The 14,219-nt window shown below is 65.5% G+C and carries 12 protein-coding genes and 1 tRNA gene; 5 read left to right on the top strand and 8 right to left on the bottom strand.

Annotated elements, in window-relative coordinates; genetic code table 11:
* Positions 1–89 precede the first annotated feature (89 nt).
* On the bottom strand, positions 90–959 hold the full coding sequence (locus KY493_RS12345; RefSeq protein WP_219896624.1) for an isoaspartyl peptidase/L-asparaginase family protein: 870 nt from the start codon (positions 957–959) through the stop codon (positions 90–92).
* A 70-nt stretch (positions 960–1,029) separates the two neighbouring features.
* On the bottom strand, positions 1,030–1,443 hold the full coding sequence (locus KY493_RS12340) for a YkvA family protein (RefSeq protein ID WP_219896623.1): 414 nt from the start codon (positions 1,441–1,443) through the stop codon (positions 1,030–1,032).
* A 55-nt stretch (positions 1,444–1,498) separates the two neighbouring features.
* Between KY493_RS12340 and KY493_RS12335 the strand changes: the two genes are divergently transcribed.
* A complete protein-coding gene (locus KY493_RS12335; protein WP_219896622.1) occupies positions 1,499–2,281 on the top strand; it encodes an SDR family NAD(P)-dependent oxidoreductase in 783 nt (260 codons plus the stop codon).
* A gap of 168 nt (positions 2,282–2,449) precedes the next feature.
* A tRNA-Gly gene (locus tag KY493_RS12330) sits at positions 2,450–2,524 on the top strand.
* A gap of 463 nt (positions 2,525–2,987) precedes the next feature.
* Here the strand turns inward: KY493_RS12330 and KY493_RS12325 are convergent.
* The gene (locus KY493_RS12325; protein WP_219896621.1) at positions 2,988–4,208 is read right to left on the bottom strand and encodes an ATP-binding protein; all 1,221 of its coding nucleotides are present in this window, start codon (positions 4,206–4,208) and stop codon (positions 2,988–2,990) included.
* 294 nt (positions 4,209–4,502) lie between these two features.
* On the opposite strand from KY493_RS12325, the gene KY493_RS12320 reads away from it, so the two are divergent.
* Positions 4,503–5,750 carry a DUF3363 domain-containing protein gene (locus KY493_RS12320; protein WP_219896620.1) on the top strand — a complete coding sequence of 416 codons (1,248 nt, stop codon included), beginning with the start codon at positions 4,503–4,505 and terminating at the stop codon, positions 5,748–5,750.
* Between the two features lie 22 nt (positions 5,751–5,772).
* Here KY493_RS12320 and KY493_RS12315 read toward each other — a convergent pair whose 3' ends face one another.
* Together KY493_RS12315 and KY493_RS12310 are read right to left on the bottom strand one after the other, a co-directional pair.
* Positions 5,773–6,066: a hypothetical protein gene (locus KY493_RS12315; protein ID WP_219896619.1), complete on the bottom strand. Its 294-nt coding sequence runs from the start codon at positions 6,064–6,066 to the stop codon at positions 5,773–5,775.
* A 189-nt stretch (positions 6,067–6,255) separates the two neighbouring features.
* Positions 6,256–7,173: a HEPN domain-containing protein gene (locus KY493_RS12310; protein ID WP_219896618.1), complete on the bottom strand. Its 918-nt coding sequence runs from the start codon at positions 7,171–7,173 to the stop codon at positions 6,256–6,258.
* A 351-nt stretch (positions 7,174–7,524) separates the two neighbouring features.
* On the opposite strand from KY493_RS12310, the gene KY493_RS12305 reads away from it, so the two are divergent.
* The gene (locus KY493_RS12305; protein WP_219896617.1) at positions 7,525–8,118 is read left to right on the top strand and encodes an SH3 domain-containing protein; all 594 of its coding nucleotides are present in this window, start codon (positions 7,525–7,527) and stop codon (positions 8,116–8,118) included.
* 130 nt (positions 8,119–8,248) lie between these two features.
* Here the strand turns inward: KY493_RS12305 and KY493_RS12300 are convergent, their stop codons facing one another.
* Positions 8,249–8,911 carry a glutathione S-transferase family protein gene (locus KY493_RS12300; RefSeq protein ID WP_219896616.1) on the bottom strand — a complete coding sequence of 221 codons (663 nt, stop codon included), beginning with the start codon at positions 8,909–8,911 and terminating at the stop codon, positions 8,249–8,251.
* Between the two features lie 17 nt (positions 8,912–8,928).
* Positions 8,929–9,597, bottom strand: coding sequence for a glutathione S-transferase family protein (locus KY493_RS12295; RefSeq protein WP_219896615.1), 669 nt, complete (start codon positions 9,595–9,597; stop codon positions 8,929–8,931).
* A 155-nt stretch (positions 9,598–9,752) separates the two neighbouring features.
* On the opposite strand from KY493_RS12295, the gene KY493_RS12290 reads away from it, so the two are divergent.
* A complete protein-coding gene (locus KY493_RS12290; protein ID WP_255567890.1) occupies positions 9,753–10,646 on the top strand; it encodes a LysR family transcriptional regulator in 894 nt (297 codons plus the stop codon).
* Positions 10,647–10,733: 87 nt separating this feature from the next.
* Here the strand turns inward: KY493_RS12290 and KY493_RS12285 are convergent, their stop codons facing one another.
* Complete coding sequence (locus KY493_RS12285; protein ID WP_219896614.1) at positions 10,734–14,087, bottom strand: DEAD/DEAH box helicase; 3,354 nt, start codon at positions 14,085–14,087, stop codon at positions 10,734–10,736.
* Positions 14,088–14,219 lie beyond the last annotated feature (132 nt).

Genomic DNA, 14,219 nt, shown 5'->3' with positions numbered 1-14,219 from the left:
CGGTTCCGGACGCTGGCTTCAAGCTTAAGCCTTAGCAGGCCGCCCGTCCGGCGCACCTTACGGAGATGTAATCTCGGGCCGCACGGAACTTACCGGCCAAACACCTCGACGCCGATCTCGCCTGAGGGCGTCAGCCAGGCGCGCTTCATGCCCTGGCTGTTGAAGGGATGGGTGATGGCGCCGTCGCGGTCGAGCGCGATCAGGCCGCCGTCCCCGCCCAGGTCGCCGATCTGGTCGATGACGCCCTGAGCCGCTTCGGAGAGGGACTGGCCCGAGCCGACGCGCCAGGCGACCTGGCCGGCGGCGGCGACGCGAATGAAATACTCGCCCTGTCCGGTGCCGGACACCGCGACACGGTCGTCGGCCCAGGTTCCGGCCGCCGGAAGGGGCGTGTCGCCGACGCGCCCCGGCATCTTGCCGAACACGCCCCCGGTCGAGGTGGCGGCGGCCAGCCGCCCTTGCGCATCCAGCACGCAGCATCCGACGGTGCCGTGGCTGAGCCCTTTGGGCGGATGATTGTCTTCACCCTGACCGGCATGGGTGAACCAGGCGGCCTCGTCGCCGATGGGCTCCAGCCCCTGGTCGTGGGCGAACAGCGCGGCGCCTTCGCCGGCCAGCATGACGTGCGGCGTCCGGTCCATCACCGCCCGCGCCGTGCGGATCGGGCTCTTGAAGCCCTGCAGCGCCGCCACCGCGCCCGCCCGCTGCCCGCAGCCGTCCATCAGGCTGGCGTCCAGTTCGTAGGCGCCGGCAAGATTGGGAGAGGCGCCGCGACCCGCGACATAGAGGCCGGACTCTTCCAGCATCGCCACCGCCTCAACCGCCACGTCCAGGGCGCTGTCGCCGGCCTCCAGCCGCGCCTTCATGGCCTCGACCACCTCGCGCATGTGCACGACCTCGGCGTCGTAGTTGCGCTCGCGCCGGGCGCCGGCGCCGCCGTGCAGGATCAGGGCGGTCATGAAAAGCGGTCTCCTGTCGGCAATGGGTCGAGGGGCTTAGCCTGCGTCGCCCAGCCTCGCCAAGTCAGCCTCAACCCTCCTGGTTCTTCAGCCGTTCCAGAGTGTCGGACGCCTGGTCCCGATGGCGGCGCTTGATGTTGGCGCCCAGCGTCGCCACCAAGGCCGCGATCACCGCCGCGTCGTCGGTGAAGCCGATGCCGGCGAAGATGTCCGGAATGGCGTCCGTCGGAAGCACGAAATAGGCCAGGGCCCCCAGCATCATGCCCTTGGCCGGCAGCGGCGTTTCCGGATCGCGCGCGGCGTACCAGACGCTGACCAGCTGATCGGCGAAGGGGATGCGGGCGGCGGTGCGCACGACCTTGGGCCAGAAGCCCTTGCGCACCCGCATCTCGTTGAGGCGCAGCACGGAAGGGACCAGCGCCTTCTTGGGGTCGATGGCGTCGAGCGGCGCGCGGGCCGGCTCAGGTTTGGCTTTGGCGGTCATGGCCGCTAAATCCTTCGCAAGACTTCAGGTTCAGAGAAACATAGGAACACCAGGGATGAAACTCGACAGCAGCATCGCCGCAGTGGTCACCGGCGGCGCATCGGGCTTGGGCGAGGGCACGGCGCGCGCCATCGCCGCGACCGGGGCCAAGGTCGCCCTGTTCGACCTGAACGCGGAAAAGGGAGAGGCGATCGCCGCCGAAATCGGCGGCGTCTTCTGCCAGGTGGACGTAACGGACGACGCCTCGGTCGCGGCCGCCTTCGACAAGGCGCGCGCCGCCCACGGGCAGGAGCGGCTGACCATCAACTGCGCCGGCATCGCCACCGGCCAGAAGACCGTGTCGCGCAAAAAGGACACCGGCGAGATCCGCGCCCATGACATGGCGGCTTTCGAGCGCACGGTGCGGGTCAATCTGTTCGGCACCTTCCGCGTGCTGTCGCAGTCGGCGGCCGGCATGGTGACGCTGGAGCCGATGGCGGACGGCGAGCGCGGCCTGATCGTCAACACCGCCTCGGTGGCGGCCCAGGACGGTCAGATCGGCCAGGCCGCCTATTCGGCGTCAAAGGGCGGCGTCTACGCCATGACCCTGCCCGTCGCCCGCGACCTGGCCCAGGAAGGGGTGCGGGTGAACACCATCCTGCCCGGCATCATGTGGACGCCGATGATGGCCGGCATGGACCAGAAGATCCAGGACGCCCTGGCCGCCGCTATTCCGTTCCCCAGCCGCCTGGGCACGCCCGCCGACTACGCCTCCCTGGTGCTGGAGCTGGCCCGCAACGTCTACATCAACGGCGAGTGCATCCGGCTGGACGGCGCCATTCGCCTGGCGCCGCGCTGACGCACGAAGGGGGCGCCATGCTCGCCGCGCGGCGGCTCGCTGCTTGAGCGCAAAATCGGCCTCAAGCAGCGCGAAGCGCGATAGGCCAAAAAAGGGGTTGCGGCCTGCCGCGACCCTCCGCTATACGCCCCCTCCTCGACGGGGAGCGCACATCGCTCTCAACGGAGTGCGGGCGTAGCTCAGGGGTAGAGCATCACCTTGCCAAGGTGAGGGTCGGGCGTTCGAATCGCCTCGCCCGCTCCAGTCGAATGTAATAAAATCAGGGGCTTGCTGGAAACGGCAGGCCCCGGTTTTGTTTCAGCGGCAGCGCTGGTCATCACATGGTCATCAGAATTGGCGTGAGAGCATGATCGCATTTCGCAAAGCCACTGTTGCTTTGTTGCCACGCTCATCGGTCGGTAGGATTGCAGCCTTGGCCTGATGGCCGTCTCCGGGTCGAGATCACGTCGCAACGACGGGGGCATTTCGGAGATACCGGTCGGAGTACGGCTCAGGGCCGATCCCGCTTGCGAGGGATTAGCAGTTAAATAACGGGCGCCTGACTGTTCAGGTTTTTTCACCCGTTTTCGTAAGTGATGGCGTCAGCGATTTAATGAGCGTGGCGCCTTCGGGCCGCCAGCAAGCTGGCTTCGGGTCCGCGGGGTTGCACCTAGGCGATGCGGGCCTGACCGCCGCGTCGGGGCTCGACCGGCGATAGCCAGCTGCCCTAGCTCCAGAGAACGCTGAGGGGCGCGGCCCACAGTCGGTCGCCAAATGGCACGGCCTGGTCGTGATCATGGAGGATCAGTCCCTGGACGAAGCGGTCGCCGACGGCTTCGGCAAGGCGGCGCAGACCTTTGAAGTCTCGGCTTTCCACTGTTGCCGACGCCTTGACCTCGATCCCGACGATGCGCCCGGCGCGGTCCTCGATGACGACATCCACCTCCGCACCGTCCTTGTCCCTGTAGTGGCTGAACGACAGCCGCTCTCCGCCCCAATCTGCAGTCTTTGCGAGTTCGGAGACCACAAAGGACTCAAGCAGCGCGCCGAAGGGGATGCGGTCCCGCGCCACCGTTTCCGGCGTCAGGCCGCGCAGGGCGGCGAGCAGACCGGTGTCGACAAAGTGGAGCTTGGGCGTCTTGGTCAGACGCTTGAGGGCGTTGTTGTGCCATGCGGGCAAGGTGCGGATCAGATAGAGCTGATCGAATAACCCCGTGTAGGTCGCCGTCGTCACGTGGTTCAGGCCAATGACCGCGCCGACGGCCGTATGGTTGACCAGCTGTCCGGCGTGCACGGCCAGCGCGCGGAGCAGGCGCGGCATACGATCGAGGTTTTCGATCGCAGCGATCTCGCGAACGTCGCGCTGGACGATGGCGTCAACATAGTTGAGCGCCCAGTCCTGGCGTCTGGTCCAGCCGTTCCGAGCCAGGGCTTCGGGATAGCCGCCGGCGAGGACCGCTTCGACGAGAGCGTCTCCGAGGATGATGTCGCCTGCTTGGGGCGCTGCACCGTCGAAGGCGCGCCTCAGGACCGACGAGGTCCGACCAAGAAGCTCGGCCTGCGCCAACGGCAGCAGTCGCATCGTCTCCATGCGACCGGCCAGAGAGTCTGCGACCTGTGGCAGCGTCATCAGATTGGCGGAGCCTGTGAGCAGGAAGCGACCTGGTGTCGGATCGCGATCCACCACCGCCTTGATGGCCAGCAGGAGATCCGGAGCGCGCTGAACCTCGTCGATCACCGCCCGCTCAAGGCCTCTGATGAAGCCTGTGGGGTCCGAGCGCGCCGCCGCCCGCGTGGTCGCATCGTCGAGAGTAAGATAGGTGCGACCTCGATCAGCCAGGCTGCGGACCAGCGTGGTCTTCCCTGCCTGGCGAGGCCCGGCCAGCATCACGACCCGCGTGTCGGCGAGGGCCTGCTCTAGCCTCTGCGTTAGATTTCTCTGGTACATCCGCGTTTCCTAAAGCGCGTCTATCGGAAAGTCGGAGGCCGTCCAATCGAAATCATATGTGCGTCTAAACGAAAACGCCTCTTCGACTGATTGAAGCCGGGGCTTGGTAATCAGGAGAAAGCAGCAGCCATCAGCCGCTCAGAGACAGATTGGATGGGCAAGATAAAAGAAGGAGGCGTCGCTTCGCTTTTTGTCTTTGTTCTCAGCCCTTAGCGAGCGCTCCCGACCGACCCGGCGACTTGCGACGACTTAGGGCGATTGGAGAGCGGTTCGCGTCTTCAAGGAGAGGCCGCCATGACTGTCCGCAGCGATCTTGATCTCCGCGTGGCCGCTCTGTCCGCATCGGCTGACGAGGGGGTCCAGGTCCGATTGGCCCCCAGCCTGAAGCGGGACGCCTCAGTCCACACTTTGCTCCTTCAGCGTCTCTCCTCAACCATGCGCTTCAGCTACGGGGCCAAGGCTGGCGCGCTCAGAACGGCGGCAAAGCGATCCGGGAGCGCTTTTCGCCTGGATGTGCGCCAGCGGGTGATCGTCAAGGCGCTGGTCTCGCGCCACGTTGGCAAGGGGATGGCGCGAGGCAAGGCCCTGGCCGCGCACGTCCGCTATCTCGGCCGTGAAGGCACTGGTCAGGAAGGTGAGGCGGGAACCTTCTTCGATCGGGAGGTCCATGCGGTGGATGGGGCCGGGCGGATCGGGAACTGGGCTGAGCACCGCCACCACTTCCGCTTCATCGTCTCGCCCGAGCACGGCGACCGCATCGCCGATCTGCGCGACTATACGCGCGACGTGATGCGCCGGGTCTGTGCCGATCTCGGCGAGCCGGACCTGCCGTGGATGGCGGTCTGCCACTACGACACCGACCAGCCGCACGCGCACATCCTGATGCCTGGGCGGCGGGCGAACGGCCGGGACCTGGTGATCCCCCGGCACTATGTCGCCTATGGCTTCCGGGCTCGGGCGCAGGAGGCGGCGCAGGAGCGACTGGGCGACCTGTCGCGGATAGACGCCGAGCGGCGCATCTGGCGCGAGACGCAGAGGGACGGCTTCACCGGCGTCGACAGACGGCTACTGGCCGGGATGGACGCCGGGGGCAGGGTGGAGGACGCGGTCGGCGGACGAAGCGCTTGGGCGGCCCTTACGCGCGGGCGCCTGGCGCATCTGGAGGCCCTCGGCCTGGCGGAGCGGCAGGGACGTCATTTCAAGCTGGCGGAGGACCTGGAGGCGCAATTGCGGCGGCTGCAGATGTCGAAGGATGTGATCCGGACGCTGAACCAGCACCGGCTGGAAAGCGGTCGACCCGTCGGAGTCTTCCGCGAGGGGAGGGTGACGGGTCGGGTGACCCGGGCGGGCTTCCACGACGAGCTGGGCGGGTCGCCGTTCGTGATGGTCAGGGATGCGCAGGGTGCGGACCACTATGTCCGCCTGGCGGTCGGGACGGCCTTGCCGTCGGTGGGTGCGCAGGCGACGCTGGGTGTGGACGCCCGAGGTCTGGCGCAGGTCCTCCCCGGAGCAGGAAGAGGCGCGGCTGGGCGCAGCCTCTGAGCGGCACACGCTCGGCAGTGGATCAGGCGTGTGCGTCGTCGGCCGAGATGGGCGACTTCCAGTCTCCTGATCGACGTGGTTCGCTGGAGGACGAACGCAGGGCGGTCAGCTGGCTTCTCGCCCAGTCATGCAGCCGATGGCGGGGATAGTAGGGCGTGCGGCCGAGGTGAACGCAGGGCGGCCCATCCGAACGGGTGCAGAAGATCTTCGCCAGCGTGGACGGCGAGCGGCGGATGCCCATCCGCAGCAGCTCGGTGGACGCCTCCTTGCGGGTCAGCAGGACGTCTTCAGCATCTCCAAGGTAAAGGCCGGTCATCGCGAGAACTCCCAATGTGAGAGGTTCATCGAGCGGCGATTATCCACAGCCGGTCAAGCCCGTCTCCAGGCCGGCTTAGGAGCCGGTTCGCGCCGGTCGGTTTCAGGAGAGTTCGCCCGGTTTCAGCCTGTTCACCCTGGCCACGCCGCCTCGCGCGAACGTGATCGAGAGAGGGCTCGGACACCAAGATCAGACGATCTCAGCCTTGGATCTGAGCTCGGCGATGCGCTCTTGGCAGAGAGCGGCGACAAGGTCGCGCAGGGTGCGGGCGCGCGCCATCGACCAGTCGAGGTCATCGGCCGAGGCGTCGTACTGATCGCTGTAGCGGGCTTCGACGTAGGCGCGCTTCAGCAGTTCGAAGCGGCGGCGGTCGAAACGCTGCTCGCGCGGCCACGCTTCGACCAAGCGCGTGCTCACATCCTCGGCCAGCGACCGGAGGAACTTGATGTTGTGAGAGCGCGGGAAATAGAAGGTGTGGACCAGCAGGAAGCAGGCGTAGGCCCGCTCGACTGCTTGGTGGAGGTTGAACGCGGCATCTCTTCCCTCACCCTCAGAGATACAAAAGGCGGCGACTTTCAGCGCGGCATCGATCCTGTCTGTCCAATGCTCATAGTACCGCTCGGCAGTGGCGACAGCGTCTTCCGCCGTCACCGGCTGCGGCGCGGCAAATGGGTGACCTGGTATCTCGTAGAGCGCGATGCCGTCCCGGACGATGTCGGTCCAGAAGTACTCGCCGCGCCGAAGCGCATCGTTCACCTCGTGGAGGTCGTGGACGATGAGGTTGACCGCGCGGCCGACGACGGGATCACGAAGGATCTGATCCTCCGAGTTCCACCAGTAGTCGGCGATGTTGGTCAGCTTCTCGTTGTTGACGACGATCAGCAGGTCGAAGTCCGAGAGGTAGCCGTTCTCCGGCTCGTCGACCCAGTCGGTTCGGGCATAGGAGCCGAAGAGGATGATCTTCAGGACCATGCCGCCGCGTCGCCAGGCAGAGGTGCCTCCGCTTCCCCCGTTCTTTGCCGCTTCGAAGCCGGCGAGCAGAGTGTCGCGAATTCGCTCGAGTTCGCGCTGCTGACGCTCCGGGAGATGGTCGAGGTCTGACCGCATCAGGCGAGTCTAGCCGAAAAAGCAGAAGCTGCACCACGGAAGGGCGCCGCCCACAGAAATATACGAGCCGGATATTCAGACTGCTGCGCTGCCCGTTTCGGGTCGTAAGCTCTTGGGTGGGCTCGGCGCCAACAGTAGACCTGACACAAAGCTTGGAAGCGGACGTTTGCCAGCCGGAACCCTCTGCTGCCGTTCACACCCATTCAGTGGAGCCAGTCTCTGCGGATGAGCAACGTTGGCGACCTGCGGTGTCCGTCAAATGTTCAATTTGGAGAGCTTTGTGGCCATGGCTACAACTGCGCTGGACTCTCGCAAGGGTTGCTTTTACCCACCTTCGCGGGGGAGTGGAGCATGGCGAAGAACAACGGGTCAGGCTGTGCAGCCTGGCTGGTCATTGGTTTTCTGATCATCGCGGCGCTCAGCCAGTGCGGCAAGGATGATGCTGCGACGCCGACGACAGCTCTGACCAATCTGAGCAGTCAATCCGTGCCCGAACGTTGGCTCTACGTGCAGCCGAGCAGTCTCAACTGTAGGGCCGGCCCGACAGCGGGTAGCGCATCGCTCCGAACCCTCTCGGCTGGAGAAAGTGTGGGTGTCGTAAGCACTCGAGGCGACTGGTCGCAGATCACAGGTAACGTCTCGTGCTGGGCAAAGACCAGCTATCTCGCTTCCGAGAAGCCTGTCCCCGCCGAGGCCACCGCCACCCTCAAACCTGCCAAGTTAGCGGGTAGCCGGCCATCGGTCGCTGCCATCAAACGGCGTATGATCGCCGCATCGATAGAAAGCTATCCGGGGAACTGCCCATGCCCCTACAACACCGCTCGGAACGGCAGCCGATGTGGAGGCCGCAGTGCTTACAACCGCGGCGGGGGCTACGCGCCATTGTGCTACGCTGGCGACATATCGGCTGCAGATGTCGAAGCGTGGCGTGAGCAAGATGAGTGAGGCCATTGAAGCCGCTGGTGAACGCTCTCGCTCACGACCAAGCCAGGCTTGTGCGGCGTAGCGCCAAGAGGAGATCCTGATTAGCGGCCTACAAGCAGACGTTCAGCCGTCCTGCCCTGCATGCCCCTGCTCACCTCCGCCAGTGAGGTGGATAGGCAGCCTCGTAGCCCCGAATCGTTTCTATCCGCGACAACCAGGCGCCGAGTGCTGGTAGACGCGCACCGAGGTCTTCGAGGCCGAGCGCCATCTCGATGGCCTCCGGGCGCGCTGAGACCCGGCACAGCATTTGGATATGCGGCAGGGCGACGATGTCGGCTGCCGTGATGTGGTCATCCGCCAGATTGGGCGTAATCGACAGCGCCTCGTCTATCCAACCGAGCGCGTCGTATGCGCGAACGGAGGCCGCCCGCATGCCCTGGGGATCGTTCGTCGCCTCGCCGCGCAACAGTGGGCGGACGACCTTCACGAGTAGATCGCGAGTGTAGTTCTCGAACTCGTTCACGCGCTGCCAGATGCGGCCGTGCTCCTGCGGCGTCTGGCCGAACAGCGGCACGGCAGCATAGGTGCGATCCAAAAAGGCCATGATTGCCACGGACTCGTAGAGCGCCGCGCCGCCTGTCTTGAGCACCGGCACCTTGCCTCGCGGGTTAAGCTCTAGGAATGCCGGCGAGCTATGCTCCTGCTTGGCCAGCTCCATACGGTGAGAGGCGTACGGCACGCCCTTGTACTCGAGCGCCAACTGTACCCGCCAAGCGTAGGGGCTGCCGCTGATCCAGAAGAGTTCGTGATACATGGTCGAGCTTTCCGCGCTCAAAGTTGGATACCGGCGGCTCCGAGCGCGCCATCGATCCGCGCATCGACCTCACGCTTAGTTTGAGCCCACGCAGGCACCGTCTCCAGCAACCGCTGCTGCCAAGCCACGAGGTTCGGGAATTCACCGAGTGGTATCTTCGTCCGATGGGATTGGGAGAAGGGCGCTGCTATGTCGAGGTCCGCCAAGGTCACCCGATCACCGACAACAAAGCGCCGATCAGCTAGATGCGCGTCCAGCACGGCCGCGCCCGCCCGGATCTTCGCAAACGCCAATCGGACGATGCTCTCATCTTCGAGCTCGCCCATGAGGCGCTTCCCAATACGTTCATCGAACGTGAGCGTCGCGAATATCCGCCACTGCTCGCCCGACCAGAACATCCATTGAAGCACCTCATACCGCTCGCGCATGGAGGTCCCTAGCAGCTCGCCGCCCGCCTTCTCCGCGAGGTAGAGGTTGATCGCCGAGGACTCGTAAACAACGAAATCGCCGTCCACCATGACAGGCGATAGGCCATGGGGGTTCAGCGCCAGGAATTCGGGTGTCTGGCTCTCGCCCGCGAAGAGGTCGATGTTCACGCGCTCGACGGCGACGCCCATGATCGCTGCTGCGGATGTGACGCGGCGAAGGCTTCCCGAACCGGGGTCGCCATAGATCTTGATCGGCATGAAGACGTGATCCTTGCGGGAGGGGCCAGTCCCACCCGCCTCATCCTGAGGCGCCGGCGGGCTTTACGGCGGTGAAGCCGCCATGAGCGAGAACTAGGTCATTCAGCTCTGTCGGTGTATCCACCGCATTTGAACAACATCTATCCGAGTTTCGAATGGGCGATCGCTGGCAGGAGATGGCTGTGTTCGCGCGTGTCGCGGAGAGCGGCAGTCTTTCGCGCGCCGGCCGCGAGTTGAAGCTGTCGCAGCCGTCGGTCTCGCGGATCATCAGCGCTCTAGAGGCGCGGCTGGGCGCGAGGCTGCTACTGCGCACCACCCGCAGCATCTCGCTGACCGACGCAGGGGCGCTATATCTCGAGCGCGCGAAGTACTTGCTCGCGGAGATGGAGGAGGCCGAGCAGGCAACTCGGGGGGCAGACTCGCTGCATGGCGTGATCCGCTTGGCGGCGCCGGTGCTCTATGGCGCCCGTGCGGTCATCCCGGCCCTAGCGCCGTTCCTGGCGCAGCATCCGGAGCTTAGGGTCGAGATGATTATGAGCGACGCGCGTCAGAACCTAATCACCGACGGGGTGGATGTAGCCATACGCATCGGGGTCGGACCATTGGAGGACTCCACCTTCGGCTCCCGCCGCCTCGCACGCGTCGCGAGGCTGGTGGTCGCGTCACCCGCCTATCTGGCGGCGAACGGCCGGCCAGTAACTCCGGCTGAGCTCGCCCGGCACGATTGCATACTTCAGCACGGCCTGTTCGGTAGAGAAAGCTGGCGCTTCAGCCACAACCAGACCGTCACGGCCGTCGATGTGTCTGCAAGGCTCTGGATCAACTCAGCGCCGGGCGTGCTAGCGGCCGCGGTGGCGGGGCTGGGCATCGCGTTGGCGACCCGCGTGATGGCAGGAGAGGAAGTGCGCACCGGTCAGCTCGAACAGCTGCTCGGAGCCTATCAGCTCGATCCGGCAGAAGTGTACGCGGTCTTCCCCGCAGGACCGCGGCCATCATCGAAGGTCAGGGCGATCGTGGACCATCTCGTAGCGTCGCTCGACGTTCCCTAAGGTCAGCTGCGCGCCAGAAGCGGTCATCGAAATTCAATCGGAATGCGGACATGCGCGATGCGCCTGGGCCAGCCGCCATCACCGGTTCTAGTGGCCAAACACACGCAAGCGGGCGTTCGCGCGACCGCAGGCCGTGCCGAGGCTTTCCAGAAACATCAGCAGCTGACGGTCGCGATGGGAGAGCGTCTTCTTCTGGGTCTTCTTCCGGACAGCCTTCACGTCCAGCAGGCGGCCGGCGACGATCCAGACCTCACGCTCGAAGCTTGGGTTCTGCAACGCCTGGCGGACCGTCTCCGCGAGCTGGTTGGCGGGCACGGCACCCTCGTTCCGATAGATGCGCGAAAGCTTGACCGCCGTGTTGTTGAACATCGTGGCCCGGTCGAAGCGGTCGTCGGCGATGCCGTCGATCTGCGCCAAGGTCGAGCAGAAGGCCAAGGAAGCGACGCACTGGCGTCCGACCGTCTCCAGCTTGGTCACCGCCCCCGCGCTCATGGTCGCGCTGGCCTTCGCGTGGATGATCGCCAGCCGCCGCTTGCCCACCGCGATGAAGTCGCCCAGCTCGGTCCCATCGTCATCCAGGAGAACAAGGTCGAAATCCCGAAGCGCCTGTTCGAGCTCATCGGCCCCGCCGGCGCCCGCCGGTTCGCAATAGGTTTTCATCAAGCCGAACACGGATCTGGACCGCCACTCGGCCGGCTTTGAAAATATCTTCTCGCCCTTTTCACTGGTCGTCTTGGCCAAGGCCTTGATGGGGGTCGCGCATTCCAGCGGCAGGACGGTGCCGTCGGCCCGCAGCACGTCGCGGGCCTTCAGGAACTCGCCGTACATATAGACCACGCCCGGTTCGCCGGTGAGGACCCGAAAAGATTGCGCCTTGTTGAGACGCTCCGTCAGAGCGACGGCACGCCTTCCCCGCGCCGCAGGCTTTGGCGGATGCCGGGCGTTGAGAGCCTTGCTGTCGATCGCGTATCGCCGGTTCTCCGGATTATAACGGATTGAGCACGGCACCTCTGACCCATCGAGCGCCTTGAGCACGAAGGCGTTGTTGTCGATGTCCGCGCAAAGATCTTCGTATCCGAAGACGCCGTCCGGGGTTCCGCGCGGATCCCCGCCCCGAAGCCCGAACTCCTCCAGCGCTTCCTCGGTCAGATCGATGAGGATGTTCTGCGGCTTTTCGGCCATCTGGTGGTTCGGATGGACCCGGCGCGCATATCGCAGGAACACCGTGTTCGCTTCGGCGGCGCTGTCGGTCAGCTGCTTTTCGACCTCCTCGGCCCAGGCCAGGAATGCGGACAGAGGCACGTTTTCATCGGTCGAATCCGCCACCTTCGCGCGGACGATTCCCAGATACCGACCGCCGCCCTTCACGTAGCCGGACACCGTGGTGGGGCGCAGCATCGGATCGAGCAGATCGGTGAACGTCTCGGCGAATGAGCGCGTGCGCTGGGTCATCGAGCGGATCGCCCGATCCGACATGTCGAGGGAGTTGGCCGAAACCTGGGTGATGGTCGAGCCCTTGGGCAACAGCCGCGTCATCGCGGCTTCTGTGGGCTTGGCGACCCCTATGCGGGATGGTGAGAAGGTCACCCCGTCGGAATCGAAGACGAAGAGATGGTCGCCCACCTGGGCGCCGATGACGACGCCCAGGCGCCACTCGGTGACGAAGTGATTGGCGAGGTAGGGGCTCTCGTCGACCGTGAAGTAGGTCCAGCCGAAGATCCGGCTCGGCAAGCCGTCGATCTCCCGGACGACGAACCGGTTCGCCGCCAGGACGCTCTCCAGGATCTCCGTGCGCGCGACGGCGCTGTCGAAGGTGGACTCCAGCTCGAACACGGCCGCGCGACGCGGCACGACGATGTCCTCGGCCGTCAGCGCCACGTTATCGGGCAGCCGATGGCGGAAACTGCCGTCGACGTACTGCATCTCCGGCATCTGCCCGACGATTTTCTCCGGCAGGTAGGCCTCGCTGGGCACGATCACATTCAAGCCCCGACCGGCGTAGGCCTCAAACTCCAGGTAGCGTCGCCATTCCGCCTCCGCCGCGGCGTGATGGTCTGACGGCAGGAGGACATGGGCTGTTTGCTGCACGCTTCGCGTCGGGTCCGTCGAGCGGAGAACCCGTCCCACCTGCTGCACGAACTGGCGCGCATTGGTGAAGGGGTCGAAGATCGCCACCACGACGTAGGTGGGCTCGTCGATCCCCTCCAGCAGCTTGCTCTGGTGCAGCCAGACGGTGGCGTCGGCCGCATCCTTGCGCGCCAGTGCGACGTTGTTGTAGCGGCGCTGCGCCTTGTCGGCGGCCTGACCTTTCACGCGGTCGTGGATCAGCACGGGCGGCGCGCCGAGCGCCTGGCCCAGCTCGCTCTGCAGCAGCTCCAGGATCTCGTAAGAGGCTGCGCGCACGATCGCCTTGGCGTTTGCGACCCCGGAACCCGACAGGAGGGTGGGGAGATCTGTCTTCAGAGCGGCGACGAAGCCCTCCACCGCACTGCGGTCCTCGGCGGTCACCGTCTGTCCGACTTCGCTGTCTTCTGCGTCATCCGCGGCCACCGAACGGGATGCGCCCACCACGGGCAAGGGAACCAGGGTCACCGCCCGGATGATGTTCTCATCGCGCGCCGACGCGAACGGGTAGTTGAACACGAACCGGCCCTTGACCTGGAAGAGCTTGTAGTCGTTGCGGAACGGGGTCGCGCTCAGCAGAACCGTCGGCAGGCCCAGTTCGCGGATGCTGCGGCTCCATGAGGGTGCGGGCTCGTAGTGCCCCTCATCGACGATGACCAGGTCGAAACGCGTCAACCAGGCCATCATCTTCGTGGCGGTCTGCAGAGCGTCTTCCTCAGGGTCAGAGATCTGACCCTTCTGGCGGAGCTTCCGCTCCAGGCGGTCACGGGTGGTGCGCACGGCATCCAGAGCCTGCATCGTGCCGACGACGACCGTCCGGTTGCCAACGGGCGTCGCCATCAGTGCTTTCAGACGACCCGGATTGGGCAACAGCAGCTCGACCTTGGCCTCGGGAATATCGGCATCGGCGTAGGCTTTATCGGCGGCGCCGTAGCCGACGTTGCGCCAGAACCGGAAAGCGATGTCGTCTTTCAACTGCTCGGCCAGGGCGGCGCGCGGCGTCAGCACGAGGGCCCGGCGCACCCCGGGCAGGCATCGTGCGATGACGGCCACGACGCCGGACTTTCCGGTGCCGGTCGGCATTTTGATTAGGGCCGCTTCGATGGCCCCGGAGGGCAAGGCCTTGTCGGAGTTTAGGTAGGCGGTCGCCAGCGCGATGGCGGAGCGCTGGTGAGCCCAGAGCGCTCGAACATCGTCTCGTCCGGTCCAGAACGCCTGCTGCTCCAGCCTCTGCATCGCCTCGGCGTAGCCGGCGGCATCGGTGACCTCGGCTGCGCTGATGGACGTCCGGGTTTTATCGCCGAGATAGGCGTCCATCACTCGCTCCCAACATTCGCCGCCCCACGTCCTTCGGGCGCGCGATCTGAACATTGAAGTCGGGAAGGGCCTCACCCCCGACCACCGGTGACGACGCCGCGCAGGTCTGCGCGCAGGCGTGAGGCTCGAGCC

Origin of the sequence: Brevundimonas sp. PAMC22021 (assembly GCF_019443405.1) — a bacterium.
GTDB lineage: Bacteria > Pseudomonadota > Alphaproteobacteria > Caulobacterales > Caulobacteraceae > Brevundimonas.
Note: the sequence above shows the minus strand (reverse complement) of the source record. Positions and strands in the feature narration are given on the sequence as shown.